The 24,876-nt window shown below is 63.6% G+C and carries 23 protein-coding genes, 1 tRNA gene and 1 pseudogene; 8 read left to right on the plus strand and 17 right to left on the minus strand.

Translation table 11 applies throughout. The features are described from left to right. Positions 1-157 precede the first annotated feature (157 nt). Together ADT71_RS22330 and ADT71_RS22335 are read right to left on the minus strand one after the other, a co-directional pair. Positions 158-949: an enoyl-CoA hydratase-related protein gene (locus tag ADT71_RS22330; RefSeq protein WP_231636110.1), complete on the minus strand. Its 792-nt coding sequence runs from the start codon at positions 947-949 to the stop codon at positions 158-160. 21 nt (positions 950-970) lie between these two features. Beyond that, the gene (locus ADT71_RS22335) at positions 971-1,951 is read right to left on the minus strand and encodes a nitronate monooxygenase family protein (RefSeq protein WP_054440411.1); all 981 of its coding nucleotides are present in this window, start codon (positions 1,949-1,951) and stop codon (positions 971-973) included. Between the two features lie 181 nt (positions 1,952-2,132). Between ADT71_RS22335 and htpX the strand changes: the two genes are divergently transcribed. Both htpX and ADT71_RS22345 read left to right on the plus strand, forming a co-directional pair. Further along, positions 2,133-3,026, plus strand: a complete 894-nt coding sequence (gene htpX, locus ADT71_RS22340) for a zinc metalloprotease HtpX (RefSeq protein WP_132469303.1) — start codon at positions 2,133-2,135, stop codon at positions 3,024-3,026. A 190-nt stretch (positions 3,027-3,216) separates the two neighbouring features. Beyond that, positions 3,217-4,632, plus strand: coding sequence for an SRPBCC family protein (locus tag ADT71_RS22345; RefSeq protein WP_231636111.1), 1,416 nt, complete (start codon positions 3,217-3,219; stop codon positions 4,630-4,632). Between the two features lie 103 nt (positions 4,633-4,735). Here the strand turns inward: ADT71_RS22345 and ADT71_RS22350 are convergent, their stop codons facing one another. The 3 genes from ADT71_RS22350 to ADT71_RS22360 form a co-directional block, all read right to left on the minus strand. After that, entirely contained in the window at positions 4,736-5,551 is an 816-nt protein-coding gene (locus tag ADT71_RS22350; RefSeq protein ID WP_054440412.1) for a LysR family transcriptional regulator, read from the minus strand. A gap of 121 nt (positions 5,552-5,672) precedes the next feature. Then, complete coding sequence (gene apaG, locus ADT71_RS22355; protein WP_054440414.1) at positions 5,673-6,071, minus strand: Co2+/Mg2+ efflux protein ApaG; 399 nt, start codon at positions 6,069-6,071, stop codon at positions 5,673-5,675. 168 nt (positions 6,072-6,239) lie between these two features. Beyond that, complete coding sequence (locus tag ADT71_RS22360) at positions 6,240-7,448, minus strand: PLP-dependent aspartate aminotransferase family protein (RefSeq protein ID WP_054440416.1); 1,209 nt, start codon at positions 7,446-7,448, stop codon at positions 6,240-6,242. Positions 7,449-7,557: 109 nt separating this feature from the next. Here ADT71_RS22360 and ADT71_RS22365 point away from each other — a divergent pair, with 109 nt between their 5' ends. Then, the gene (locus ADT71_RS22365; RefSeq protein WP_054440418.1) at positions 7,558-8,841 is read left to right on the plus strand and encodes a phospholipid carrier-dependent glycosyltransferase; all 1,284 of its coding nucleotides are present in this window, start codon (positions 7,558-7,560) and stop codon (positions 8,839-8,841) included. A 3-nt stretch (positions 8,842-8,844) separates the two neighbouring features. Here ADT71_RS22365 and ADT71_RS22370 read toward each other — a convergent pair whose 3' ends face one another. The 7 genes from ADT71_RS22370 to ADT71_RS22400 form a co-directional block, all read right to left on the minus strand. Then, the gene (locus ADT71_RS22370) at positions 8,845-9,480 is read right to left on the minus strand and encodes a DUF2238 domain-containing protein (RefSeq protein ID WP_054440421.1); all 636 of its coding nucleotides are present in this window, start codon (positions 9,478-9,480) and stop codon (positions 8,845-8,847) included. 8 nt (positions 9,481-9,488) lie between these two features. Further along, positions 9,489-10,664, minus strand: coding sequence for a glycosyltransferase family 2 protein (locus ADT71_RS22375; RefSeq protein WP_054440423.1), 1,176 nt, complete (start codon positions 10,662-10,664; stop codon positions 9,489-9,491). Between the two features lie 61 nt (positions 10,665-10,725). Then, positions 10,726-11,769: a 3-isopropylmalate dehydrogenase gene (leuB, locus tag ADT71_RS22380; protein WP_054440425.1), complete on the minus strand. Its 1,044-nt coding sequence runs from the start codon at positions 11,767-11,769 to the stop codon at positions 10,726-10,728. A gap of 18 nt (positions 11,770-11,787) precedes the next feature. Then, positions 11,788-12,393 carry a DNA repair protein RecO gene (locus ADT71_RS22385; protein ID WP_054440427.1) on the minus strand — a complete coding sequence of 202 codons (606 nt, stop codon included), beginning with the start codon at positions 12,391-12,393 and terminating at the stop codon, positions 11,788-11,790. A gap of 94 nt (positions 12,394-12,487) precedes the next feature. Then, a complete protein-coding gene (locus tag ADT71_RS22390) occupies positions 12,488-12,736 on the minus strand; it encodes an accessory factor UbiK family protein (RefSeq protein ID WP_054440429.1) in 249 nt (82 codons plus the stop codon). A 47-nt stretch (positions 12,737-12,783) separates the two neighbouring features. Beyond that, a complete protein-coding gene (locus tag ADT71_RS22395; RefSeq protein WP_054440431.1) occupies positions 12,784-13,338 on the minus strand; it encodes a TspO/MBR family protein in 555 nt (184 codons plus the stop codon). A 105-nt stretch (positions 13,339-13,443) separates the two neighbouring features. After that, positions 13,444-14,238 carry a TlyA family RNA methyltransferase gene (locus ADT71_RS22400; protein WP_054440433.1) on the minus strand — a complete coding sequence of 265 codons (795 nt, stop codon included), beginning with the start codon at positions 14,236-14,238 and terminating at the stop codon, positions 13,444-13,446. A gap of 17 nt (positions 14,239-14,255) precedes the next feature. Here ADT71_RS22400 and ADT71_RS22405 point away from each other — a divergent pair, with 17 nt between their 5' ends. Both ADT71_RS22405 and ADT71_RS22410 read left to right on the plus strand, forming a co-directional pair. After that, the gene (locus ADT71_RS22405) at positions 14,256-14,825 is read left to right on the plus strand and encodes a hypothetical protein (RefSeq protein WP_054440435.1); all 570 of its coding nucleotides are present in this window, start codon (positions 14,256-14,258) and stop codon (positions 14,823-14,825) included. Positions 14,826-15,642: 817 nt separating this feature from the next. Next, positions 15,643-16,743, plus strand: coding sequence for a branched-chain amino acid aminotransferase (locus tag ADT71_RS22410; protein WP_054440437.1), 1,101 nt, complete (start codon positions 15,643-15,645; stop codon positions 16,741-16,743). Between the two features lie 114 nt (positions 16,744-16,857). Here ADT71_RS22410 and ADT71_RS22415 read toward each other — a convergent pair whose 3' ends face one another. The 3 genes from ADT71_RS22415 to ADT71_RS22425 are packed head-to-tail and all read right to left on the minus strand — an operon-like array spanning position 16,858 to position 19,090. Then, positions 16,858-17,196 (minus strand): hypothetical protein, encoded by a 339-nt coding sequence (locus ADT71_RS22415; RefSeq protein ID WP_054440439.1) that lies wholly within the window; start codon positions 17,194-17,196, stop codon positions 16,858-16,860. After that, positions 17,193-18,392: an aromatic ring-hydroxylating dioxygenase subunit alpha gene (locus ADT71_RS22420; RefSeq protein ID WP_054440441.1), complete on the minus strand. Its 1,200-nt coding sequence runs from the start codon at positions 18,390-18,392 to the stop codon at positions 17,193-17,195. Before ADT71_RS22420 ends, ADT71_RS22415 begins: the two co-directional genes overlap by 4 nt. A gap of 53 nt (positions 18,393-18,445) precedes the next feature. Beyond that, positions 18,446-19,090 (minus strand): TetR/AcrR family transcriptional regulator, encoded by a 645-nt coding sequence (locus tag ADT71_RS22425; protein ID WP_054440443.1) that lies wholly within the window; start codon positions 19,088-19,090, stop codon positions 18,446-18,448. 207 nt (positions 19,091-19,297) lie between these two features. Here ADT71_RS22425 and yghU point away from each other — a divergent pair. The 3 genes and pseudogenes from yghU to ADT71_RS22440 all read left to right on the plus strand — a co-directional run bounded on the left by yghU (position 19,298) and on the right by ADT71_RS22440 (position 22,758). Further along, positions 19,298-20,145: pseudogene (gene yghU / locus ADT71_RS22430) on the plus strand (glutathione-dependent disulfide-bond oxidoreductase). Between the two features lie 84 nt (positions 20,146-20,229). Beyond that, positions 20,230-20,304 (plus strand) — tRNA-Gln (locus ADT71_RS22435). A gap of 378 nt (positions 20,305-20,682) precedes the next feature. Beyond that, positions 20,683-22,758: a TonB-dependent siderophore receptor gene (locus ADT71_RS22440; protein WP_054440450.1), complete on the plus strand. Its 2,076-nt coding sequence runs from the start codon at positions 20,683-20,685 to the stop codon at positions 22,756-22,758. Between the two features lie 81 nt (positions 22,759-22,839). On the opposite strand, the gene ADT71_RS22445 is transcribed toward ADT71_RS22440, so the two are convergent. Together ADT71_RS22445 and ADT71_RS22450 are read right to left on the minus strand one after the other, a co-directional pair. Beyond that, on the minus strand, positions 22,840-24,198 hold the full coding sequence (locus ADT71_RS22445; RefSeq protein ID WP_054440453.1) for a HAMP domain-containing sensor histidine kinase: 1,359 nt from the start codon (positions 24,196-24,198) through the stop codon (positions 22,840-22,842). Then, positions 24,199-24,873, minus strand: a complete 675-nt coding sequence (locus tag ADT71_RS22450; RefSeq protein WP_054440456.1) for a response regulator transcription factor — start codon at positions 24,871-24,873, stop codon at positions 24,199-24,201. Between the last annotated feature and the right edge of the window lie 3 nt (positions 24,874-24,876).

A 24,876-nucleotide genomic window follows, 5' to 3' on the forward strand; every position in this document is an offset into this window, starting at 1 on the left:
CGCTGGCTGGCCGTGTAATATATCCGACGACGCTGCTTCATCGCGACACTCCATCTTCCTCAAAAGATTAAAGTGTTGCCACCACCCGTTGAACCCACCGGCGTAAGCCGCCATCCCAGCGCAAGCTGAAACAACGGCCAATAAACGATGCCCGCGTTCAGCGCCCCTTGAACACCGGACTGCGCTTTTCGGCAAAGGCCGTGACGCCCTCCACGAAATCCTCCGTGCGGGAGGCGTCGCGCTGGCCGAGGCGTTCGTTGGTGAGCGCCTGTTCCAACGTGCAGTCGGTCGCCGCCCAGGCGACCTGCTTGATCCGGCGCAGCGACCATGGGCCTTGCGCCAGTTCGCCCGCCAGCGCGAGGGCAGCGGCATCGAGGTCTTCGTCAGGCACCACGCGGTTGACGAGGCCCCATTCCAGCGCCCTGGCGGCGGGGAGACGCTCGCCCAGCAGCATCATTTCCATGGCGCGCACGCGGCCCACCGCGCGGGTCAGCAGCCACGAGGAACCGCCATCGGGCACAAGGCCGACGTGGCGGAAGGCCTGAAGGAAGAAGCCGCTTTCGGCGCAGAGGATCAGGTCGCCCGCCATGGCGAGGCCCGCGCCCACGCCCGCTGCCGCGCCGCGAACGGCGGTGACGACCGGTTGCTCCATGTTGCGCATGGCGATGATGACCGGATTGAAGTGACGATCCAGCAGCGTGCCCACGTCGCGGCGCGGATCGGCCAGCATGTCGGACGCATCGCCGAGATTCGCGCCCGAGCAGAACGCCTTGCCCTCGCCCGTCAGCACCACCGCCCGTGCCTCGAACGAGGCGCGGGTCATGGCGTCGAACAATTCCTCGCCCATCTGCGCGGAGCCGGCATTGCGGGTGGCGGGATCGTTCATCGAAACCCGCGCGACACCGTTTTCGAGGCTGTAGAGGACTTTCTCGTAGGTCATTTCAGGCATCGCTCCGTAATCCGTACCGGCTCAGGCCAGCATCTTTCCGAGACGGCCATTCACGATTTCCTCGGCCTCGGCAACGATCCTGTCGATCAGTTCCTTGCAGGTGGGAACATCGTGGATCAGGCCCTGCACCATTCCGGCCCAGAAGATGCCCTTCGTGAGATCGCCGCTCTGGAGCAGTTCGCGCCCGACCGCGCCTGCCACGAGGTGGCGGATATCGTCGAAGACCGCATCGGGCCGCGCCGAAATCTCGACGACCTCGTCGGATACGTCGTTCTTGCCGACGCGCGCGGTGTTCTTGAACTTGCGGAAGATGAGGTTGGTGCCCCGCTCGTCGTTCTCGACGTACTTGGCCTTCACGTTGTCATGGATCGGCGCTTCCCGCGTGGCGCAGAAGCGGGTGCCCATGTTGATGCCCTCCGCCCCCAGTGCCAGCGCCGCGACGAGACCGCGCCCATCGCCGAAACCGCCGCTGGCCAGCATCGGGATCTTCACCTTGTCCGCCGCCGAGGGGATCAGGATCAGGCCGGGAATGTCATCCTCGCCCGGATGGCCGGCGCATTCGAAACCATCAATCGAGATGATGTCGCAGCCGTGCTTCTCGGCCGAAAGCGCGTGGCGCACGGCGGTGCACTTGTGAAGCACGGTGATCCCGTGCGGCTTCACCATCTCCCAGATTTCGCGAACCTGCTGCGTGCCGGCGGTCTCGATGATTTTCACGCCGCCGTCGATCGCGGCCTGGGCATAGGCCTTGTAATCGGGCGGAAGGATGGTCGGGAACACGGTGATGTTCACGGCGAACGGCTTGTCGGTCATCGACCGGCAACGCTCGATCTCCTCGCGCAGGGCATGCGGGCTGGGCTGGGTGAGCGCGGTCAGCGTGCCGAGGCCGCCTGCATTGGACACGGCGCTGGCAAGTTCGGCCAGACCCACCCCCTGCATGCCGCCCTGCACGATCGGATGCTCGATACCGAGCATCTCGGTGACGCGGGTCTTGAACGCCATTGCCTGTGAACTCCCAAAAAGCCTCTTTCCGGCAGTCCTAGGGGGGATTGCCGCGTTGGGGACACCCAAGGCGTAAAGGACGAAGCAATTCGCGCGGGCGATGCAGGACGCGTTCCGGATATTGAAAGCCGGCATCTGATACCCAGATCCCGCATTCCACGATTTCAGGGAGTTTGACGAAGTGAACGGTTTCAAGACGGCCATGCTGCTGGCGGCGCTCACGGCGCTGTTCATGGGGCTGGGCTATATCTTCGGCGGCAGCGGCGGCGCGGCGATCGCGCTGGTCGTGGCGGCGGGGATGAACCTGTTCACCTTCTGGAACGCCGACAGCATCGTGCTCAGGATGCACAACGCGCGCGAAGTGGACGAACGCACCGCGCCGGAGTTCTACAACCTCGTCGCCGGGCTGGCCCGCCGCGCGCAGTTGCCGATGCCGCGCGTCTATCTGGTCGAGAGCCCCAACCCGAACGCCTTCGCCACCGGCCGCAATCCCCGGAACGCCGCCGTAGCCGCGACGACCGGCCTGCTCGACATGCTGGACCGCGAGGAAGTGGCCGCGGTCATGGCTCACGAGCTTGGCCATGTGAAGAACCGCGACACCCTCATCATGACCATGGTGGCGACGATTGCCGGCGCCATCTCGATGATCGCCAACTTCGGCCTGTTCTTCGGCGGCCACCTTGGTGGAGGCAGCGGCGAGAATCGGCCCAATCCGCTCGCCGCCATGGCAGCGGTGTTCATGGCGCCTTTCGCGGCGATGATCGTGCAGATGGCGATCAGCCGCACCCGCGAATTCGGAGCGGACAAGGCCGGCGCCGAAATCAGCGGCAACCCGCGCGCCCTCGCCTCGGCGTTGGCCAGGATCGCAGGCCCTGCACAAGCCGTCCCGAACGCCGCGTCCGAGCGCAACCCGGCGGCCGCCCAGCTCTATATCGTGCCGACTTCGGTATCGGACCTGTTCTCGACCCACCCGGCAACCGAGAAGCGCATCGCCGCGCTCATGGCGATGGAGAACCGCGGCGCGGCTTCGCCGTCACGGCGCTCCGCCTCTGCGCTCGATCCGAACCGGAGCTAGCGCAAGAGGCCAGCGAAACCGGGGCAGGCGCCGCCAGCAAGGAGCGCCCGCCCCTTCCTCCCGACCGCCCCCGATCCCTCGTTTCAAAAAGCGCGTCCACGATGCTCGGGACGCGCCCGGCCATTGCCTGCCTCGCCCACGGTTGTACATTCGTTCAACACGAATGAAGAACCATCTGAGAGGTGTCGGAGTGCTTAAATCTGTCGACGGCGGGCTGCGGTCCGTCCCGTTTCCGATCGATGATCCCGAACGGATCCCGGTCAAGCGCTACTACGACGCCGAGTTCTACCAGGCGGAGCTTGATCATCTGTGGCCTCACGTCTGGCAGATGGCCTGCCGCGAGGAACAGATCCCCGAAGTAGGCGACTGGATCGAGTACGAGAACGTCGGCAAGTCCGTCATCATCGTGCGCACCGCCAGCGGCGTGAAGGCGTTCCATAACGCCTGCCGCCATCGCGGCGTGCCGTTCGCGGGCGGCACCGGCAATGCCCATGGCAACTGCTCGAAGTCAGGCTTCGTCTGCCCGTTCCACGGCTGGCGCTGGAACATGGACGGCGAATCCACGCAGGTCTACGGCAAGCACATGTTCTCGGAGCGTCAGCTCCAGGAAGACGACATCAACCTGATCCCCTGCCGCGCCGAGACTTTCATCGGCTGCGTATGGATCAATCATGACCATGACGCACCTTCCGTGCGGGAATCGCTCGGCCCGATCGCCGAAAACCTCGAAGCGCGCGGGCTCGACAAGATGCGGGCCGAATGGTGCTACGGCGCCGTGCTGCCGGCCAACTGGAAGATCGCGATGGAAGCCTTCATGGAAGGCTACCACGTGATGCAGACGCATCCGCAGCTACAGCACGCCGCGCCGATGATGTACGATTCCATGTACAAGACCCCGCGCGGCCCGGTTCCGATCATGGCCGAAGCCCACCTCTCCTATCGCGAGAACCAGGAGTTGCAGGTCAACTCGATGGCGCTCCTCAGCGAAGGCATGGCGGGCATGGTCCACGAAAAGGAAGTGGAAATCGCCCGCGGCCTCATCGGCATCGAGGAAGGCCTGCCCGAAGACCAGAACATGGCGATGTTCCACTGGCTCGGCATCGTCATGCACCAGATCACGGAGCAGCTCAAAGCACGCGGCGAGCCGGTGCCCGATCTTTGCACGCTGTCGCAGACGCACCCCGTCAATGCGGTGGAATTCCTCTTCCCGCACTACTTCCTGCTGCCGTACTTCACCTCGATGTCGGCCTACCGCATTCGCCCGCTGGGCCCGGAAAGCTGCTACTTCGAAATCTGGTCGCTCACTTACTGCCCGGAAGGCAAAGAGCCGGAACCCATCATGGAGCCGGTCGACCTGCCTTACAACAGCCCCGAATTCCCGCCGATCCCGCGGCAGGACTATGGCAACATCCCCATCCAGCAGAAGGGGCTGCACGCCACCGGGTTCGAATTCATGCGCCTGTCCAAGGACGTCGAAGGCATGATCAGCAATTACCAGCGGATCGTGGACGGCTATCTGAAAGGCGTGCCGCAGGACAAGCTCGCCAAAGCCATCCACAAGCTCGGCGGCAACTTCGACGGGAAGATCGAGGATCTCGGCTTCTGATAGCGGCCGGAGCCCTGCCCGTCCGGGCGGGGCTCCCTCCCCTTGATCCCGCGTTCCGGCAGGATGGCCCTGACCGCCATCACCGGAATGCGGATCGGCCTGCTCAGTCGGCCCCGGCTTCGCCGGTCAGCGCCGCGACCAGCGCCTTGACCTTCTTCTGCCGCCATTGCGGCAGCGGCGCCACCAGCCAGTATCCGCGCCGGGACGGAACGGTGGCCTGAATGGCGGCGCGTTCGTCCGCCCCCATCAAGCCCCGCGCCAGCAGCCCCGGAACGCGCGCGCGGCCCAGCCCGGAACGCGCCGCCGCAATCGCCTGACCGGCATCGCTGACGGCGATCGCGGGCTTGGCCTCCTCGTTCTCCTGGCCCAGTTCGCCGCCGGGCGTGGGATCGCCCGGCCAGCCGATCCAGTCTCCCACACCGACTTCGACCCATTCGGCCGCGCCCAGTGCAGCGCCTTCCAGTTCGCCGGGCCCATCGGTCCAGCGGACGGCGAGATCGAGGTTGGCCTCGGTGAAATCGGTCAGTTCGCCATCGACGATCACGTAGCGCACCTGCGGATTGTCGGCACGGAACTGCGCAAGGCGCGGCGCCAGCCATGCGGCGAAGAATTCGCGCGGCGCGGCGATGGTATAGACATGGCTGGATTGCCCGGCTTGCATGGCCTGCACGGCATCCTCGAAATGCAGGAAACCGGTCCTCAGCGCGGCCAGCCCCGCCCCCGCTTCCTCGGTCAGTTCCAGACCCTTGCTGGTGCGGCGGAACAGGACCACGCCGAGGAGATCCTCAAGGGCGCGAATCTGCTGACCGACGGCGGCGGGAGTCACCGCCAGTTCGTCGGCCGCGCGGGTGAAGGAAAGGTGGCGTGCCGCTGCATCGAAAACGCGCAGGGCATTGAGGGGCAGGTGCGTGCGCTTCATGGAAGTTCCCTATGCGCAGTCGCCATAGCGGGCAATGGGCATCTGGAATGTATTGGCCGTCGGGAAGGTTCTGCCGCAACCCCGGCGAGTGCGATGCCGCAATCCCGGCGAAGGCGATGCCTCAACCCGCCGTTGCGGGAGCGGCCAGCGGGAAGAAGGGAATTGCCGCCTCCACCTGCTCGCCGTCGCTTCGCGTGAAGGTATAGTACCCCTCCATCGAGCCCTGCGGGGTCGAAAGCGGGCAGCCCGACACGTAATCGTGGCTGGCGCCGGGGCGAATGACCGGCTGTTCGCCGACGATGCCTTCACCCTCGACGATGCTGACATCGCCTTTTCCGTCCGTGATGCGCCAGTGCCGGGTGAGAAGCTGGAGCGTATCGTCCGAATCATTCTCGATGCGGATGTGATAGACCCAGAACCACTTGCCCGCCTCAATCCGAGATTGCTCGGGCAGGAAATTCACGGCGACCCTGACAGTCACGCCGTCGGTCAGTGCGGTATGCTGGAACAGTTCCTTCATAACACCCGCCAGCCTAACGACGAATCGGGATGCCTACAACAGGCTAGGCGGCCACGCCTGTCCCGGATGCGATCACCTTTGGCCACATTCCGGCGAAGCGCCGGCCGGACAGGAAACAACATCCATATCCGGCCGATTCACCGCCCGAAAAGCAAGGTATTGCAGGCCTCAGAGCCCCGCCCTGGTCAGTGCCTGGTCGAGATCCTCGATGATGTCGTCGGCATCTTCCAGGCCCACGTTGATGCGCAGCATCCCCTCGGAGATGCCCATGGCCTCGCGGCCTTCCGGCCCCATGTTGTGGTGCGTGGTGGATGCCGGGTGGCACATCAGCGAGCGCGAGTCGCCGATGTTGTTCGAGATGTCGACCAGTTCCAGCGCGTCGAGCAAGGCATGGGCCTGCTCGCGTCCGCCATCGACGATGAAGCTGAAGATCGGGCCGCAGGCATCCATCTGCTTGCGGGCCAGCGCCTGCTGCGGATGGCTGTCGAGCCAGGGATGCAGGATCCGCGGCACCCGGCCAGCAACGAACTCACCGACCTTCAGCGCGTTCTCGCTCTGCTTCTTCGCCCGCAGGTCAAGCGTTTCGAGACCCTTGAGCACGACCCAGGCATTGAACGGCGAAAGATTGGGGCCGGTGTTGCGCTGGAACGGCAGGAGCTTGTCGTTGATGAATTCCTCGGTGCCGCAAACGGCGCCCGCCAGAACGCGGCCCTGCCCGTCCATCAGCTTGGTGGCCGAATAGGCAACGACATCCACGCCGAACTCCATCGGACGCTGGAGAACCGGCGAACAGAACGCATTGTCGACCACGGTGGTGATGCCGTGCGCCTTGGCGATCGCGCAGATGCCTTCGATGTCGGCAATGTCCATCGTCGGATTGGCGGGCGATTCGAAGAAGAACACCTTGGTGTTAGGCCGGATCGCCGCTTCCCATGCAGCCGTATCGGTCGCGTCGATCACGGTGACGTCGATGCCGAAACGCGGCAGCAGGCTATCGCCCAGCCAGCGGCACGAACCGAAAGCGGCGCGCGCGGAAACCATGTGGTCGCCGGCCGAAAGCTGGCACAGCAGCGCCGCCGTCATCGCGGCCATGCCGGAAGCCTGCGTGCGGCAGGCATCGGCACCCTCAAGCAGCGCGATGCGCTCTTCCAGCATCTGCACCGTCGGGTTCTGCAACCGCGAGTACGTCATGCCGTCGTCCTCGCCCATGAAGCGGGCGGCGACCGTGGCTGCGTCGTCGTAGCTGTAGCCCGAAGTGAGGAACAGCGCTTCGCTGGTCTCCCCCATTTCGGAGCGCCAGGTGCCCCCGCGGATCGCGCGGGTGGCAGGGCGCCAGTTGCGGGTCTTGGTGCGGTCCTGTCCGGTGGTGCGTTTCATGGGCCATGCCTCTAGGATCGTGAGCGACGCAGTGCAAGTCTAGGTGCCGTTCAACCCCATCTCAGCCGGCCTTGCAGTCGCTCGCTTTCCTCCCTATTCCGCCGAGCCGATGCCGACCGTTTCCCGTAATGACCGAGACCCGATCGGCTGGAGCCTGATCGTGACGGGCCTGTTCCTGGCCCTCACCCTGTTCCGCATTTCCGAGCCGGGACGGTACTACTTCGACGAGATCCATTACGTTCCCGCAGCGCTCAAGCTGCTGGACATGGCTCCCGCCAATCGCGAGCATCCGATGTTCGCCAAGGAAGTGATCGCCGGGTTCATCGCCCTCATCGGCGACCGGCCCTTTGCATGGCGCATCGGCCCGGTGCTCTTCGGAACGTTCGGCCTGCTGGCCTTTTCGCGCTTCATCTGGCTCATTTCCGGCCGCCGCCGCGCCGCGATCACCGCCACGGTGCTTCTCGCGACCAATTTCACATGGTTCGTGCAAAGCCGGATCGCGATGCTCGACATGGTGGAGGCGTCGCTCTGCATGGTCGGCCTCTGGCAGTTCGCCGCCGCGCTTCGATCGGGTTCGGCAGGAGCCGCAAGGGCGCGGCTGGCGATGACGGGGATCGCGCTGGGGCTGTCTCTGGGCGCCAAGTGGAGCAGCGCACCGGCGCTCGCCATTCCCGGGCTCTGGTTCCTGACCCTGCGCATCCGGGAGAACGGCTGGAAGATCGTCGGCCGCAGGAAAGCAGGCCCGATTCCCGGGATATCGCTGATCGAGGCGGGGTTCTGGCTCGGCCTGCTACCCCTGGCGGTCTATTGGGCGACCTACCTGCCCGCGATGTTCTATAGCGTTCGTCCCGTCTCACCCTGGGGCTTCATCGAACAGCACCGCCACATGATAGCGCTGCAGGACAGCGTGAAGAAGCTCCACCCCTATCGCAGCCAGTGGTACCAGTGGATGGTCGACTGGCGGCCGATCTGGTACCAGTTCGAGAGTATCGACGGGCGTCAGCATGGCATCGTCATGCTCGGCAACCCGTTCTCCATGATCGCGGGACTTTTCGCCCTGATCTGGAGCATCTGGGCCGCGATGTTCCGCCGCCGATCGGAGCTCACGGTGCTCATCGCGCTCTATGCCGGGACGCTGGGCATGTGGATCATCAACGGCAAGCCCATCCAGTTCTACTATCACTATCTGCTGCCTGGCGCTTTCCTCATGGCCATTCTGGCATTCGCTCTGGATGCCCTGTGGGATCGCCCCGACAAGTGGCGCCGTGCCGGAACGATAGCCATGTGGGGCTCCGTCGGCATGTTCGTCCTGTTCTACCCGATCATTTCAGGCGCCCCGCTGCCCACCAAGGAATTCTACAATTTCTGGATGTGGCTGCCGAACTGGCGCTGATCCTCAGAGATCGGCCCGCAGCCGCAACCGGATGGCTTGGGCCGAAGCGCTGACCACCGCCCCGAGCCCTGCCATGGCCATGTCCTTCTGCGGGTCCCAGGGATCGCCCTGCTGACCATTGTAGGCCAGCGCATCGGGGCCGGCCATGAACACCGTCAGCAGCCATTCGAATATTTCGTAGAGAGCGCTGCCCGCCAGCACGAACTCGACTGAGATATAAGTGGCAAGGGACAGCGACAGCCCCTTGTGCCGGACAAGCCATACCGAGATCGGATGGACCCACAGCGCACCGAAACTGAAATGGACGAGCCGGTCCCAGGCGTTGCGCTCCAGGCCCAGCGTCGCCGCCGGCGACGGCAGACCGAGCGCCCGCGCCCAATCCTCGTAGGGGACATGGGAGTAGACGTAACGCCCACCGATCGTGTGCAGCACAAGAAACAGGCAGATGAAGGCGACGGCGCTGGTCGGTAGAGGCCATCGCCGCAACGACCAGAAGATCGCGCCGAGAATCGCCAGAGTGGGAAGATTCTGCATCGGCGCCAGACGCGGAAACGGCGTGTCCAGCAAGCTGAACAACGCCGCTACGCCCGTGAGCACGAGCCACAGAACCTGAATGCGCGGCACCGCGTGCCGCGGCATATTCACGCTCAGTACTTGCCCCAGACGAACTTGGAGGACAGTGCGAAGTTCCACACCGAACCCAGCACGATGCCGGTGATGACTGCCACCACGGCATGGATGCCGATGGTCTTGAGCACAGCCGCCGAACCGATGTTGGTCAACAGGCCCAGCGAGCAGGTCACCGCGAACTGCGCCCAACCGCGCATCAGCGGGCCGAAGCCGCGCAGGCGCTTGTCAGAATAAGTCAGTTCGTTGTTCAACACGAAGTTGAACGTCATCGCCACGACCGCAGCAATGGTGTTCGCGATGTTGAATGTCGCGCTCTCCGACCAGTTTCCGTAGACGAAGCGCTCGGCGAACACGAGGTGGAGCATGATCCACAGCGCGCTCAGTTGCACCAGCACGCCCAAGGCGCCAACGGTGCCGAACAGCGCGAAACGGGTCGGAATGATCCGGCCCAGCCATTTGTCGTAAAGGCCCACGAGGAATTCGAACACGACGGTCTGGTCCAGTTTGCTTTCGCCTTCGGCTCGCGCCGCGAAATGGAGCGGAAACTCCTTGACGCGAAGCGGACGATCGACAGTTGCGAGGATATCGAGAAGAATCTTGAAGCCCACCCCCGACAGGCGGTGGGCATCCGCACGCAGCGTCTCGGTGCGCAGCATGAAGAAGCCGCTCATCGGGTCGGTCAGCTCGACGCCGGTCACCTTGTTGGCGATCCGGTTGGCAAGGCCCGACGCCTTGACGCGATCGGGACGACCCCATGCCTCGGTGCTGGCGCCTTCTGCGAAGCGCGAGGCATAGGCAAGGTCGTACTCGCCCGAAGTTACGGCCTTCAGCATCTGCGGCAGCAATTCGGGATCATGCTGGTGGTCGGCATCCATCACCGCGACGATTGGCGCGGCGGTGGAGCACATGCCCTCGATGGCGGCGCTGGCAAGACCGCGCCGACCGATGCGCTGGATGCAGCGTACACGCGGATCTTCCAGCGACAGGCGGCGCGCCTCGTCCGAGGTGCCGTCGGGGCTGTTGTCATCGACGAAGACAGCCTCCCACACCACGCCCTTGAGCGCGGCGTCGAGCCGCTCGATCATCGTCGCGATGTTCTTGCGCTCGTTGTAGGTGGGCAGGACGATGGCCAGCTCAAGCGGCTTGGCTGCGACGTCGAGCGCCTCTGCGAGATCCGAACGAGTAATGTTCATGCGCCCCGTACTAGGTGGAAAACCTGAATAAAAATCTATCGTCAGTTAAGGTCGCGGGACCTTACAGGCGTTCGACGACCGCGTCACCGATTTCCCGCGTTCCCGCGGAACCGCCCAGATCGCCGCCCTTGATGCCGTCCGCCAGGGTCTTCGCCACGGCCGCCTCGATACGGGCTGCTTCGGCTTCGAGGCCAAGCGAATGGCGCAGCAGCATCGCCGCCGAGAGGATCGTTGCCATCGGATTGGCAAGGCCCTTGCCCGCGATGTCCGGCGCCGAACCGTGGATCGGCTCATAAAGGCCGTAAGTACCCTCGGCAAGGCTGGCCGAAGCCAGCAGCCCGATCGAGCCCACGCACATCGAGGCCTGGTCGGAAAGAATGTCACCGAACAGATTGCCGGTGACGATCACGTCGAACTGGCCGGGGTTCTTCACCAGCTGCATCGCCGCATTGTCGACGTACATGTGGCTGAGTTCGACCTCGGGATATTCCTTGGCGACCTCGATCACGACATCGCGCCAGAGCTGCGAGGTCTCGAGGACGTTCGCCTTGTCGACCGAGCAAAGCTTCTTCGAACGCCCCATTGCCGCCGTGAAGCCGACATGCGCGATGCGGCGCACTTCATCCTCGGCGTAGGACATCATGTCCCAGCCCTGGCGGCGGCCGTCTTCCAGCGTGCGCATGCCCTTCTCGCCGAAGTACACATCGCCGTTGAGTTCGCGCACGATCAGCAGGTCGATCTTGCTGGCGACTTCGGGACGAAGCGTGGTCAGATCCTCGAGGCCCGCGAAAACCTGCGCCGGGCGCAAGTTGGCGAAGAGGCCGAGCTCCTTGCGCAGGCCAAGAATGGCCTGCTCCGGGCGCAAGTGACGCTCCAGATGATCGCACGAGAAATCGCCCACCGCGCCGAACAGGATCGCCTGCGACGAACGCGCGATTTCCAGGGTTTCGGCCGGAAGCGGATGGCCATGCTTGCGATAGGCGACGCCGCCGACATCGCCTTCGACGAGTTCGAGGCCTGGAAGATCGAGCTTCTGAAGCACGCGCACTGCCTGCTCGGTGACCTCGGGACCGATCCCGTCTCCTGCAAATACCGCAATGCGCATGTCGTTCTCCGCTTGGCGTCAACCGTGAATCCGCCCCAGCCGCTCACGCAGCAGGACGCGCGCCCCCATAGCGTCTCCACGCCGATCGGCAAGCGGATAGCGCGCCAGTTCGCGGCCGAGCAGGTCGAAAGTAGTGAGTATCGCCCCCCAGTCGTCATCCTCGGGACGCGCAACCGGCACGCCGTAGCCAAGCTCGCGCAGCAGGAGGACTTCGTAGGACAGGAGCGGCAGCGCCCAGCCCCGGGCGGAGGGGGCAACGCAGATCGCCTCCAGCAGCGCGCCAAGCGCCTGGTAAAGCGCGGGATAGGGATGGCGCTCGGGCAGGCAGGTGGCGGTAAGCGCCGTGACCCAGGCGATAGCGGCGGCAGGGAGCGGTTCACCCAGCCATGGGCCTCGACTGGAAACCAGTTCGATGCGGGCGAAGGGAAGCTGACTATCGCTTTTCGAGCGGATTTCCGCCTCGACACCGTTGCCGGGAATCAGCACCGGCCGCAGTTCACGCCCCCTTCCCCCGGCGACATAGGCAGCGACGAGACCCGCTTCCGCCGTCAACAGGCGAACGATGGCGGCTGTTTCGCCGTGAGGCCGGGAGGCACAAACGATGGCGGAAGCGCGAAGCTGCATGATGCGGCTTGCAGGGCCTCAGCTACAGCGACGCACGATCAAGGAAACGAAACGCGAGAAGGCGTGGGAAGACCCGGCCTTCGCGGGGCCGGAACTACGAACCGGACTTGGCTTCGAGTGCGGCGATCCGGTCCTTGAGCGTTTCCACTTCGGCACGCGAGGTGGCGGCAAGTTCCTTTACCGCTTCGAATTCCTCACGGGTGACATAGTCCATGTCGCCCATGAATTCCTTGAAGCGCTCACGCGCATTGTCGCGGGCTTCCCGGCCCACGCCGGCGAGCGTGCCGGCGGCACTGTTCATCATCTTGACGAAATCGGCGACGAAAGGGTTTTCGCTTTGCATGGGAGCCTATTTGGTATGTTGCGCGAAGCCGCGCAAGAGCCCTTTGCTCAAATCTCGAAGCGTTCCACCGCCCGCGGCCCTTCAGCACCATCGAGAGAGGGATTCGCCTCAAGAAACGCGTAGTTCAGGTATGTCGCGAAGCAGATCCACACGAGATAGGGCACGAGCAGCAGCGCCGCGACGGGGCGAATCCGCCAGAACAGCGCTATCGTCAGAAGCACCGCGAAATCCATCGCCGCGATCACCGCGAGTCCGATGGTCATCTGATGGGCGCCGAAGAACACCGGGCTCCACGCCAGGTTGAGCGCGAACTGCAGGACGAACGCAGCCACCGCCAGCCCGCGTCCGCGCGCGCCGCGCGCCGAACAGACCATCGCCAGCGCCACGCCCATCAACACATAGAGTAGCGTCCAGACGATCGGGAAGGCGATGGGCGGCGGATAAGTGGCAGGCTTTGCCAATGCATCGAACCAGGCATTGCCGGGCCCGCTCTGCGAAACCTTGCCCGAGATGAAGCCCAGCAGCACGACCAGCGGGACGAGCACAAGCGACCAGCGCAGCAGGCTGGCGCGCAACTGGCCCGACGAAGCGATCAGGTTCATTCCCCTAGCAACTCCCGAATCAGGAAAACCGCGACATCAGGCGGTGGATTCCGGCAAGTTGTGTAACGAGCCTGCCCGGCGCGCAATCACCTGATATCCCGAAATTCATCCACGTTGCGCCGAAACGAGAAACTCGACGTTACCTTCCGGGCCCTTGATCGGACTTTCGACGATCCCCTGGATCGCCCAGCCATCGCCTTCGAGCCAGTCCCGCACCTCGCTGCAGACCCGCTCGTGCAACAGGGGGTCTCGCACGACTCCGCCCTTCCCCACCTCGCCCCGTCCGACTTCGAACTGCGGCTTGATAAGCGCAACCAGCCTGCATTCGGGTGCGGCAAGGCGGAGCGGTACTTCGAGAACCTTTGCGAGCCCGATGAAGCTCGCATCGCAGACGACCCAGTTGCACGATGCATCGATCTGCTGCGCCGTGAGCACGCGGGCGCTGGTCTGTTCCAGCACGGTTACGCGCGGGTCCTGACGCAGCTTCCAGGCGAGCTGATTGGTGCCCGAATCCACCGCAAACACGCGCTCAGCGCCATTGCTGAGCAGCACGTCGGTGAACCCGCCCGTGGAACTGCCGATGTCCATGGCGACAGCCCCCGCCGGGTCGAGGCCGAAATGCTCGATCGCATGAGCCAGCTTGATGCCCCCACGCGAAACCCAGGGGTGATCGCGCCCGCGCACTTCAAGCGGCTCGTCGGCCTTCAGGCTCTGCCCGGGCTTGGCGATCTTGGTCTCGCCGGAAAACACCAGCCCTGCCAGCACCAGCGCCTGCGCACGCGTGCGGCTTTCGGCAAGCCCGCGGTCCACCAACGCCTGATCGACACGCAATTTTGCGGATGCCCCCTTGGAATGCGGTGCTTTCTTTTCGACGGAGCGGGGTTCGGACGGGTCAGTCATGGCTTTGCATACTTGAGATGAAGCGCGCCTCATTCCATACCGGGCTCATGAAGGCAAATCCGCGCCGACGCCCGGCTCTCTCCGCGTTCCCCCAGAAACTCGCTTTCGCCCCGCTCGCCGCGCTGGCGATGGTCGCCGGCTGCGTAGCGCCGAGCAGCCCGCCGCCCGCACCGCGCCCGGCGCCTGCCCCCGTCGCGCCTCCCGCTCCGACAGCCCCGCCTGCCGCAGACTGGCGAGACGCCCCGCAGACACCGGGCGACTGGAGCATCGCCTCGCCAGGTATCGCCAGCTTCGCCAATGGCACTTTCGGAATACGCTGCAATCGAGGATCGGCCACGGTATCACTGTTCCGCAGCGGCGCGGCGAACGGCCCGGTAGCGCTTTCCATCTCCACCTCGGACACCAGCCGCGTGCTCACGGCATCGCCCGTGAACGGCGGCGTTCAGGTGGACCTGCCGGCACGGGACCGCCTGCTTGACGCCATGGCCTTCAGCCGCGGTCGCTTTGCCGCCGAAGTCCAGGGCATGGCGCCGCTCTACATCCCGAGCTGGACCGAAATCTCGCGCGTCATCGAGGACTGTCGCTGAGAGCGCAACGTGCAAAATTGAACAGGAATCGAGGCGAGAAGGCGAACAAACAGTCCGTAACTTCTCGCCCTTCCGGAATGTTTTCACGTCATTTCAAGGGCATTCGGGCCGCACTTTCCAGTCCCCGAAATCGAGCCGTCAAAGCGGCGCGAAGGCTGGGGAAAACTCACCCGAAGCGTCGATAATGACCGCAAAAAATATGAATTCAAGACTTGTTGTGCGGTGCGGAATCGGACACAAATTTTCTCAGGACGACGGGCCCCGGGAAACGCGCCCGAGAGTTACCGAAGTCCGGCCGCTTCAGTGCGGCAACCTTGGCTCAACAGCGCGAAAGGAGGTGATCCGATGTCTCATGGTTCAGCAGAGAGGTCGGCAATTTCCGTCGCGAGGCATTATCGCTAAATTTTGATGAAGCGATAAAGGCTTTCGCTGGCGGCACTTCCCGGCCGCTGACCATGCGAAGGGCCGCACCGGGCAACCGGGGCGGCCCTTCTCATTTGCATGGCGCGAATTGATTTCCGCAGGTCGAACGCCGTCTCCGGGCAGGGTTTCTCGGGCTGTCGCCTCGCAAGGTCACGCCTCCGGCTTATCCTCCCCGCATCGCGGCAAGCGAATTTCGCACTGGCACTTGCGGGTTTTCCGGGGCTAAGGCCGTTCCGCGACAGTTTTCCCACAGATCTGCGGACGGCCCATGCCATGGCTCCGCCCGCTGCAGCGTGGTAATACTATAAAATTGAGTATCAAAATTACTTTTCGGTTGCTTTGAGTGTAATTTTCATTCAACGGAGCCGGGACGTCTACAAGAGGATTTCGTTCGATGGCGACTCTCGCCGATGCCGGCCTGACCTTCACCACCCTGCCCCACCCTTCGCCCGCCAGCGCGGAACAGCGTGAGGCCGTACTTGCCAACCCCGGTTTCGGCACGAACTTCTCCGATCACATGGTGGTCATCGAATGGACCGAAGGCCAGGGCTGGCATGACGCGGTCATCGGCCCGCGCCAGCCGATTGCGCTCGATCCCGCGGCAGCAGTGTTGCACTACGCGCAGGAAATCTTCGAAGGCCTCAAGGCCTATGTCCAGACCGACGGTTCGGTGGCGCTGTTCCGCCCCGAGGCGAACGCCGCACGCTTCAACCAGTCGGCCCAGCGCCTCGCCATGCCCGAGCTACCCGAGGCCCTTTTCGTCGAAGCCATCGAACGCCTCGTGAAGATCGATCGCAGCTGGATTCCGGACGGCGAAGGCGCCTCGCTCTACCTGCGCCCCTTCATGATTGCCACCGAGGCGTTCCTCGGCGTGCGCCCGGCCAAGCAGTACAAGTTCATCGTCATTGCCAGCCCGGCGGGCAATTACTTCAAGTCGGGCGCGCCTGCCGTCTCGATCTGGGTTTCCGACTACACGCGCGCCGCCCCCGGCGGCACCGGCGCGGCCAAGTGCGGCGGCAACTACGCTGCCAGCCTCGTCCCCCAGGCCGAAGCCATCGCTCGCGGGCACGACCAGGTCGTCTTCCTTGATGCTGCCGAGCACAAGTGGATCGAGGAACTGGGCGGCATGAACCTCTACTTCGTGTTTGAGGATGGCACCCTGCTCACGCCTGCGCTGACCGGCACGATCCTGCCCGGCATCACCCGCGACAGCCTGCTGCAGCTCGCCCGCGAGGAAGGCCTCAAGGTCGAGGAAGGCAAGTACAGCCTCGATCAGTGGCGCGACGATGCGAATTCAGGCAAGCTGATCGAAACCTTTGCCTGCGGCACCGCCGCCGTGGTCACCTCGGTCGGCAAGGTTTCGGGCCGCGACGGTGAATTCACCATCGGTTCGGGCGGCCCCGGCCAGCTTACCGCCAAGCTCAAGAACCGCCTGGTCTCGATCCAGCGCGGCGAAGCTGCCGATACGCACGGCTGGATCCGCAAGGTCTCCTGAACATGAAGCAAGCATCGGGGAGCATTCTCCCTGATGCTTTACTTCTACCTTTCCGGCGCGCCCCGCTCTCGCGGTTGGCGCGCCGATTGCATCGGGCATCGTCGGCCTCGGCGTTCAAGCCCCTGCCGGTGTCCGCATGATCTCCATGAACTTGCGAAAAGTGGCGTGTGTCGCCTCGGCGTCCTTCTGAAGCTCTTCCGCCAGCGCAACGTGCGCAAGGCTCAGCATGAGGTTCATCAGCCTGTCATCCGCCTGATCGAACTCGTGCAGCCCGCGCGCATCGAGATGATCGAGAGCGGCGCCAAGATGCTCGCTGGCCGCCACGTAGAACGCTTCACGCTGCTCTTTCGAAGAACGGCCACGTTGCTCGGCACGCGCGGCTGATCCACCGATGGCCCATTGCGAAACGAAGGGTTCCAGCACCGCGAATCTCGCCGGAAGCGATACGCTCATCGCACCACCTCCAGCCGCTCGGCGCGAAAGGCCTGCACCATACGCTCGACCTCGTTGAACATGTGCCGGCAAAGCGATTCCTGAGACTGGAAATGGATATGCCGCAAGGCCCCGCTGGCGAGCCCCTTGTGCCCGCGTTCGATCACCGATCTATCCTCGGCATGAACATCACGGGCCGTCGCCATGACATATTCGCGGGCGAACCGCTCGCTGGCGCTCTCGTCTTCCCCCACCCAGTAAAGCCGGATAACCCCACGAGAACGGTCATGGGCGAGCGGCATGACCATGTGCGAGAAATGCTGCACCGGTGAGCCGAACAGGAAGAAGTTCGGGAACAGCGCCAGATAGTCCTTCACGGTTTCGGCGCCGAACAAACCATCCGCCATGGCGGATGCCCCGCCGCGCCTGAAAGCCTCGCCCTGTATCGGCGCCGGGGGAGGCATATTCGGGTTCGTCCAGATCCGTTGCGCTCGGTGGGCCCCATGAAAATCGTAGGAGACCGGATAACCGAACGGATTGTCCGCGCTGCAAACCGGTTGCGCGGCAGCAGGGTGAATGAAGCGCAGATGATAGTTTTCCTGGAAATTATCGAACGTCAGCTTCCAGTTCGCGTCGATCTCGTAGACATATTCCGAGAAGGTGGTGGCGCGGCCCACCGGCATCTGCTCCAGCTTTTCCGCAAGCGGTCCCAGTTCCTCACGCAGGCTCATCGCGGGCGTTCCGAAGTGAACGAAGATGAGGCCGCCGATCACCTCGCAGGCCAGACCGGGCAAAGCGCAATCCGACTTGGAAACGTGGAAGGATTCGAAATCCGGCGCGGAGATCAGACCGCCGTCCAGCCCGAAAGTCCACATGTGATAGGGGCAACTGAAGGTGCTCTGCTTTCCCTCGCAGGCATCGACCAACTGGGTGCCGCGATGCGTGCAGACATTGTGGAAAGCCCGGATCACCCCGTCCTTGCCGTGCGTGACGAGGATGGACGCCGTGAGCACCTCGACCTCGCGGCGGATGAAGCTGCCACGATCGGGAACCTCGCAGACATGGCCGATCTGGAGCCAATTACGGCGAAACACCGCCTCTCGCTCCAGTTCGAACCAGTCCGGATCGTGGTAGGGTGCGGCGGGCACAGGCCCTGTGCCAAGCCACGCCAGTTCGTCCTTGCCCACCGGCTCGAAGGCCGCGTCCTGCCCGTTCATTGCATCCTCTCCCTTGCTTTTGTCGGGAGCAGGATATGGTGGCCTATCGATTCTTACAACACATCTGTCGTAATATCGCGGCCTGGCGTAACGCCTATCAGGCGCAGCATGGCGAGTTGGCTCTTCGCCAGCCGTTCGACGACATCGTCCAGCGGCAGGTCAGGCCGGACGCTGTTGCGATAGACGCGCGGCCCGATCATCGCCCATGTCAGCAGCAATGTGCTGAACGATTCCGCGTCGATGTCCGTTTCTCCCATCTCCGCGAACTGCTCGCGCAACCCGTCCACAAGGGCATCCCAATGGGGGTAGCGATTGCCGATACGGCCCGGCGCGAGGAATTCCTCGGTCCAGAGCGCGATCACCTCGGGATTTTCGAGCACGAAGCGGGTGATGAAGCGGGTGCGGTTCTCTGCCGTGTCGGACGGTGCGAATGCGGCCGCCAACTGGTTTGCCGACCATTCCCGAACCGCCACCAACAAGGCATCGCGGCTGTCGAAATGGTAATAGACGGTGGTGCGGTTAACACCCGCTTCGCGCGCAACTTCGGACAGCGAAAGCGCTTCGGTCCCTTTTTCCGACATCAGCCGCACAGCCGTGTCGATCAGTACCCCATGGGTTTCCTCGAAGCCCTTGTTGCGGCGGCGCGAAGGCTGCCGCCGGCCCGCCGGAGTTCCCGGTGCGTCGATCGGTTTAGTCATTCGCCTCCTGCCAGTTTGCCGGCGCCGTTTTGCCGAGTGCCGTATAAAACCACTAGCTGATTGATTTACAATCGAAATCACCGACAGTCGAGTATCTCTTCGGACTATTGTGTCGCCCACAGCACAAAGGTCGCAATCAGCCGCATCGGGGTTGCCGCCCGAGAAGGCCATTCCTAGATCAGCCCCCACGACATCAAGGAGTTGCTCATGTCCGATCCCACTTACACGCCGCCGAAAGTCTGGACCTGGGACAAGGGGAACGGCGGCGAATGGGCGAGCATCAATCGTCCGGTTTCCGGGGCGACGCACGACAAGGAACTGCCACGCGGAGAGCACCCCCTGCAACTCTACTCGCTAGGTACTCCCAATGGGCAAAAGGTCACGATCCTGCTGGAAGAACTGATTGCCGCAGGGGTAGCGGAGGCGGAATACGACGCCTGGCTCATTAATATCGGCGAAGGCGACCAGTTCGGTTCGGGCTTCGTTTCGGTGAATCCGAACTCGAAGATCCCCGCCCTGCTGGACTATTCCGCAGACAAGCCGGTGCGGATTTTCGAATCGGGCGCTATCCTGCTCTATCTTGCGGAAAAGTTCGGTAAGTTCGTGCCGGCCAACTATCCCGAGCGCGCGGAGTGCCTGTCCTGGCTGATGTGGCAGATGTCGACGGCTCCGCTGATCGGCGGCGGTTTCGGACATTTCTACGCCTATGCACCCGAGAAGTTCGAATATCCGATCAATCGCTATGCCATGGAAACGAAGCGCATCCTCGACGTGGCGGACAAGCGCCTCGGCGAGTCGCGCTATCTGGCGGGAAGCGAATATTCTATCGCTGACATAGCCGCCTATGGCTGGTTCGGCGGCTTCGTGCGCGGCGACGCCTATGGCGATGCGGCGACTTTCCTTGACGTTGCCAGCTACGAACACCTGATGCGCTGGGGCGAGGAAGTCGCGCCCGCACGCCGGTTCAACGCGGCCGGATCGTAAACCGCAACGGTGAAGGCATGGTCCGCGAACGGCATTCCGCCGCCGATATCGACATTGTTCTCAAGGCTTGAGCCTGCTGAAATGCCGGCGCTGGAAAACTCTCTTCAAAGGGCTTTTCAGCGCCCTGCATTAGCCGCTAAGCGCGCATTCCCTGCTGGGGCGTCGCCAAGTGGTAAGGCACCGGTTTTTGGTACCGGCATTCGCAGGTTCGAATCCTGCCGCCCCAGCCAGGTAGTTCTGCTGAAGTTATGATATGCCAATCATGCGGCATGTCCTCCATTCGGCATTAGCGGCGTTGAGCTTTAAGTTCCGTCTCCCCAAATCAAACCCTCGCGCCCCATCACCTGATCGCGTTTCAGAATGCGAGCGGCGCCCACAGCAAACTGCTGCCCTGCACCGGCCAGACAAGGCCGGGCTCATATCCGCGCACCCTCGGACTGCCGACCGGCGCAACCACCTTCCCGAACACCGCCGACCGCGAAATGCCGAGACGTTTCGCGACGGCACTATTGCAAATGTTTCGCATTTGCGTATTTGCGCGACCATAAGTTTGATGTTCAGGGAGATTAGTTTTGTCATCAGTCACGCGTGCTCGGCCCGGGATCTGCATGGCCCTTGTCGGCGCATCGATTCCGGCGATTGCCCTCGCTGCGATGCCCGGTGTCGCAGCGGCTCAAGGCAGTGAGGAAACTAGCGCTCCCGCCCAGGATATCGTCGTCACGGCAGACCGCAGAGACAGCTTCAGCGCGGATTTCGTGCAGGCCGGCACCTTCCGCGACGCACGCCTGCGCGATACGCCGCTGACGATTGCAGTCATGACCAAGGACTTGCTGGAAGCACAGCAGGCCCGGTCCCTGATCGACGCCGTGCGGAACACCCCCGGCGTCACGCAGGCCCAGATCAACAGTGCCATCTACAGCAACCTGGCGATCCGCGGCATCACTCTCAACAACTTCACGAACGTGCGCTGGAACGGCGTCCTGCCGATCGTCAACCTGATCGAGCAACCGATCGAGAGCAAGGACCGCATCGAAGTCCTCAAGGGTGCGGCGGGGCTCTACTACGGCTTCGCAACCCCTTCCGGCATCGTCAATCTTGTGACCGAACGCCCTGAGGATGCACCGATCAACCGTATCGACTTCATGGGCGATTCCAACGGATCCGTCGGCGCGAACTTCGATGTCAGCCGCAGCTTCGGATCGGCGGGCCTGCGGGTAAATGCCGGGACATCCTCGATCGAAACCGGGATCAAGCGCAGTTCCGGCGCCAGACGCTTCATTTCGGGAGCGTTCGACTGGCGCCCCCTCGATGGCCTCGAAATCCTGCTCGACGCCGAATACAACTACAAGTCCGTGACCGAGCCGACGGAGTTCAGCCTGCCCGCCGCCGTGAACGGAACCATCGCGCTTCCGCCCCTCCAGTCCCCTTCGAAAAACCTGGGCGCGTCATGGATGCAGGGTCGCGGGCATTCGACGAACCTGCTTGCGCGCGTGAATTACGATTTTGCGCAGAACTGGCGCATCGCCTTCGCCGTCGGCCAATCCTACCTGACGCGAAGCCGTTATTATTCCTCCTTCGGCGGCTACAATCTCGACACCGGGGACGGAACCGTATCGGTGGCGATGACCAGCGGCAACGACTACAAGAACAATATCTATCGCAGCGATATTTCCGGCTCGTTCCAGACCGGACCGATCACGCACAATGTCATGGTCGGCGTATCGTACTACACGCGCGACAGCAACGTGCCGACGGCGGTGCGATACAGCTTTGCCCAGAACCTATACGACCCAGTTGCCATTCCGCAGCAGCCGAAGCCGCCACGTATCATTCCCAACCCGTCGCGGGTCGAGGACCTTGGCGTCTACATCTTCGACAGGGCCTCGCTCGGCGACTGGCTTCAGGCGACCATCGGCTATCGCAAGACCGACTACAGCGATATCAGCCGCACCTCGGACTACAAGATCAAGCCGGGAACCTGGTCCTACGGGCTGATGGTAAAGCCGGTGGCCTGGGCGAATGTCTATGCCAACTATATCGAAGGCCTCGAACCCGGACCGATCGCGCAGCAGATCGCCAACAATGCGGGTGAAATCCTCCCGGCGGCGGTCAGCAAGCAGAAGGAAGTGGGCCTCAAGGTCGAGCCGATCCGGGGCATGTTGATGACGGCCGCCTATTTCCACATCAAGCGTCCCTCGGCCTACCTCAACAGCGCGAACTACTTCGTCCAGGATGCCGAGGCCGTGTACGAGGGCATCGAGGTAAGCGCAGTCGGTGAAGTGCTTCCGCGCCTGTCGATCTCCGCCAGCGCCCTCTATCTCGACGCCCAGCAGAAGTCCGGGAACGCTACTGTTGTCGGGAAGCTGATCGAGAATGTCTCGAAGTATTCGGGTTCGATCTTCGCCGAATACCGCGTCCCCGTGATCGAGGGCCTGCGGGTCTCGGCCGGTATGTTCCATGTCGGCCGCCGCGCGGTCAATGCGCTCAACCAGGCTTTCGTGCCGGGCTACGTGACCTTCGACCTCGGAGCGAGCTACAACTTCGACCTTGCCGGAAGCCCGACGACGATCCGCGTCTATGCGGATAACGTGACAGGCAAGCGCTACTGGGCGTCGACCGGCTCGAGCCTTCTTGCCCAGGGGCTCCCGCCGAGCGTCAAGCTAAGCCTTTCGACCCGCTTCTAGGGCCGACCCTCACCCGGTTTTCTCCGGCGGGGCATGAATGCTTCGCCGGAAATTCCTGCCCCGAAAACAGGCTAAGATCGTTCATATCGGCGGGAAATGGAGGATCACGGCAAGACCGGGAGCGCCGTTCCTCAACTCGGCCCGCCCGCCATGTGCCTGCGCGATGGCGCGAACGATGCTCAGACCCAGCCCATGCCCCGGACTGGACCGCGCCTGCTCGCTGCGGGCGAACCGCTCGAACAGGCGCTGTCCTTCGACCTCGTCCACACCGGGACCGTTATCCGCAACCTCGACGCTTACGCCCTCGTCGCCGGAACTGGCCGTCATGCAGATTGCGGTGCCGCCCGGCGTGTGACGCAAGGCATTGTCGAGAAGGTTGGCGATTGCCTGGCTCACAAGGCGGCGGTCGCCTTCGATTTCCAGTCCGGCGGGGAAATCAACCTGGAGAGTGCGGCCGCTGTCCTCGATGTCGGGGCGGTAGCTCTCTGCCATCTGGTCGAGCAGCGCCGACATATCCACGCGGCGGTGCGGAAGCCGGTCGGACAAGCCCTCGATTTCCGCCAGCCGCAGCAAGGCTGAAAACAGTTCGAGCAATTCGCCCGCCTGCGCACGCGCTGTATCGAGGATATCTGCGCGCGTTCGCGCTTCCGGTTCGCGCGCCGCTTCATCGAGCTTGTTGCAGAGCCTCGTAAGCGGCGTCCGCAGATCGTGAGCGACATCGCTCGATACCTGTCGCAGGTTTTCCATCAGGCTCTCTATCCTGTCGAGCATCCGGTTGAGCGTGCCGGCCAGCCGATCGAACTCGCTTCCGGAATTATCTCGCGGAATGCGCCGGGCCAGATCGCCGCCGATGATCGCCTGTGCCGTCGCATCGATCCGGCTCAGGCGTCTCCGGGTAATCCAACCGATCAGGACCGCCGCCGCCAACCCGAGGATGAGCATGGCCGCGAGCGAGCTTACAAACAACGCGGCAAGCGTCCGGTCGATCTCGTCGAGGTCGGAGCGATCTGCTGCAATCACGAGCGTGCCGCCCGGAACCGCGGTTGTCAGGGCCTGTGCGATGGCATCCTCGCTAAGGTAGCCCTGCCCTTGCCGCCGATAGTGGAGAAACTCCTCGAAGCCCTGTTTTCCGGGAACCGGGGCATCGAGAGAGCCCGCCAGTCTTTCACCAGCTTCGTCGACCAGCAGGTACTCTAGGCTGGAGGTCGACCGCGCGGCTTCTCGGCGACCGATGGCAGCGGCGAGCGCCGGGAGTCCGCTGGAATGTGCTTCCGCCAGCAACCCGGCGGTTTCAGTGGCGATACGATGGTCGAGCTGCTGCTCCAGCGCCTCGTGAGTGACTTCGTAAGCAGCGAGGCCGATCGCAAGCGTGGCCAGCGCAAACGCGACGGCGACGATCCCGACCAGCCCCGAAGTGGTTCGCCAGAGGTTCCGCAGCATCTATCCGCCCCGGATCATGTAGCCGGCCCCGCGTATCGTCTCGATGGCATCCTCTTCGAACCCGGCGTTGAGCTTGGATCGCAAGCGGCTGAGGTGGGTCTCGACAATGTTCGTCTTGGGATCAAAATCGAAATCCCACACCCGTTCAAGCAGCATCGTGCGCGTCATCACTCGCCGGGGATTGCGCATCAATTCGGCCAGCAGCGCGAACTCGCGCGGCTGCAAGGCAATGCGGCTTCCCCGCCGTTCGACCGTGCGGCGATGGAGGTCGAGCAGGATGTCGCCCACAGCGAGCAAGTGCCCCTCCATCCGGGCCTGCGGCCGCCTGCCCAGAGCATTGATCCGCGCGGCGAGTTCGGAAAAGGCAAAGGGCTTCACCAGATAATCGTCAGCCCCGGCCTCCAGCCCGTCCACCCTGTCGGCAATTCCGCCGATCGCGGTCAACATCAGGACCGGCGTTGCGTCCGCCGCCGCGCGCAGCGCCTTGAGCAACGAAAGCCCGTCGAGCCCCGGCAGCATGCGATCGAGCACAATGACATCGAATCCGCCACCGGTCGCCTGAAACAGCCCATCGCGCCCATCGCGGCTCAGGACGACGGCTTGCCCGGCTTCCTCAAGTCCCTTCGCGATGAAGCAGGCGGTTTCTTCGTCATCTTCCACTATCAGGATTCGCATGGA

Origin of the sequence: Novosphingobium sp. ST904 (genome assembly GCF_001298105.1) — a bacterium.
Taxonomy (GTDB): Bacteria; Pseudomonadota; Alphaproteobacteria; order Sphingomonadales; family Sphingomonadaceae; genus Novosphingobium.

Coding starts and splice junctions, on each gene's coding strand:
- ADT71_RS22330 (WP_231636110.1), bottom strand. CDS start 949: ATGCCTGAAATGACCTACGAGAAAGTCCTCTACAGCCTCGAAAACGGT.
- ADT71_RS22335 (WP_054440411.1), bottom strand. CDS start 1,951: ATGGCGTTCAAGACCCGCGTCACCGAGATGCTCGGTATCGAGCATCCG.
- ADT71_RS22350 (WP_054440412.1), bottom strand. CDS start 5,551: ATGAAGCGCACGCACCTGCCCCTCAATGCCCTGCGCGTTTTCGATGCA.
- apaG (WP_054440414.1), bottom strand. CDS start 6,071: ATGAAGGAACTGTTCCAGCATACCGCACTGACCGACGGCGTGACTGTC.
- ADT71_RS22360 (WP_054440416.1), bottom strand. CDS start 7,448: ATGAAACGCACCACCGGACAGGACCGCACCAAGACCCGCAACTGGCGC.
- ADT71_RS22365 (WP_054440418.1), top strand. CDS start 7,558: ATGCCGACCGTTTCCCGTAATGACCGAGACCCGATCGGCTGGAGCCTG.
- ADT71_RS22370 (WP_054440421.1), bottom strand. CDS start 9,480: ATGCCGCGGCACGCGGTGCCGCGCATTCAGGTTCTGTGGCTCGTGCTC.
- ADT71_RS22375 (WP_054440423.1), bottom strand. CDS start 10,664: ATGAACATTACTCGTTCGGATCTCGCAGAGGCGCTCGACGTCGCAGCC.
- leuB (WP_054440425.1), bottom strand. CDS start 11,769: ATGCGCATTGCGGTATTTGCAGGAGACGGGATCGGTCCCGAGGTCACC.
- ADT71_RS22385 (WP_054440427.1), bottom strand. CDS start 12,393: ATGCAGCTTCGCGCTTCCGCCATCGTTTGTGCCTCCCGGCCTCACGGC.
- ADT71_RS22390 (WP_054440429.1), bottom strand. CDS start 12,736: ATGCAAAGCGAAAACCCTTTCGTCGCCGATTTCGTCAAGATGATGAAC.
- ADT71_RS22395 (WP_054440431.1), bottom strand. CDS start 13,338: ATGAACCTGATCGCTTCGTCGGGCCAGTTGCGCGCCAGCCTGCTGCGC.
- ADT71_RS22400 (WP_054440433.1), bottom strand. CDS start 14,238: ATGACTGACCCGTCCGAACCCCGCTCCGTCGAAAAGAAAGCACCGCAT.
- ADT71_RS22405 (WP_054440435.1), top strand. CDS start 14,256: ATGAAGCGCGCCTCATTCCATACCGGGCTCATGAAGGCAAATCCGCGC.
- ADT71_RS22410 (WP_054440437.1), top strand. CDS start 15,643: ATGGCGACTCTCGCCGATGCCGGCCTGACCTTCACCACCCTGCCCCAC.
- ADT71_RS22415 (WP_054440439.1), bottom strand. CDS start 17,196: ATGAGCGTATCGCTTCCGGCGAGATTCGCGGTGCTGGAACCCTTCGTT.
- ADT71_RS22420 (WP_054440441.1), bottom strand. CDS start 18,392: ATGAACGGGCAGGACGCGGCCTTCGAGCCGGTGGGCAAGGACGAACTG.
- ADT71_RS22425 (WP_054440443.1), bottom strand. CDS start 19,090: ATGACTAAACCGATCGACGCACCGGGAACTCCGGCGGGCCGGCGGCAG.
- ADT71_RS22440 (WP_054440450.1), top strand. CDS start 20,683: ATGGCCCTTGTCGGCGCATCGATTCCGGCGATTGCCCTCGCTGCGATG.
- ADT71_RS22445 (WP_054440453.1), bottom strand. CDS start 24,198: ATGCTGCGGAACCTCTGGCGAACCACTTCGGGGCTGGTCGGGATCGTC.
- ADT71_RS22450 (WP_054440456.1), bottom strand. CDS start 24,873: ATGCGAATCCTGATAGTGGAAGATGACGAAGAAACCGCCTGCTTCATC.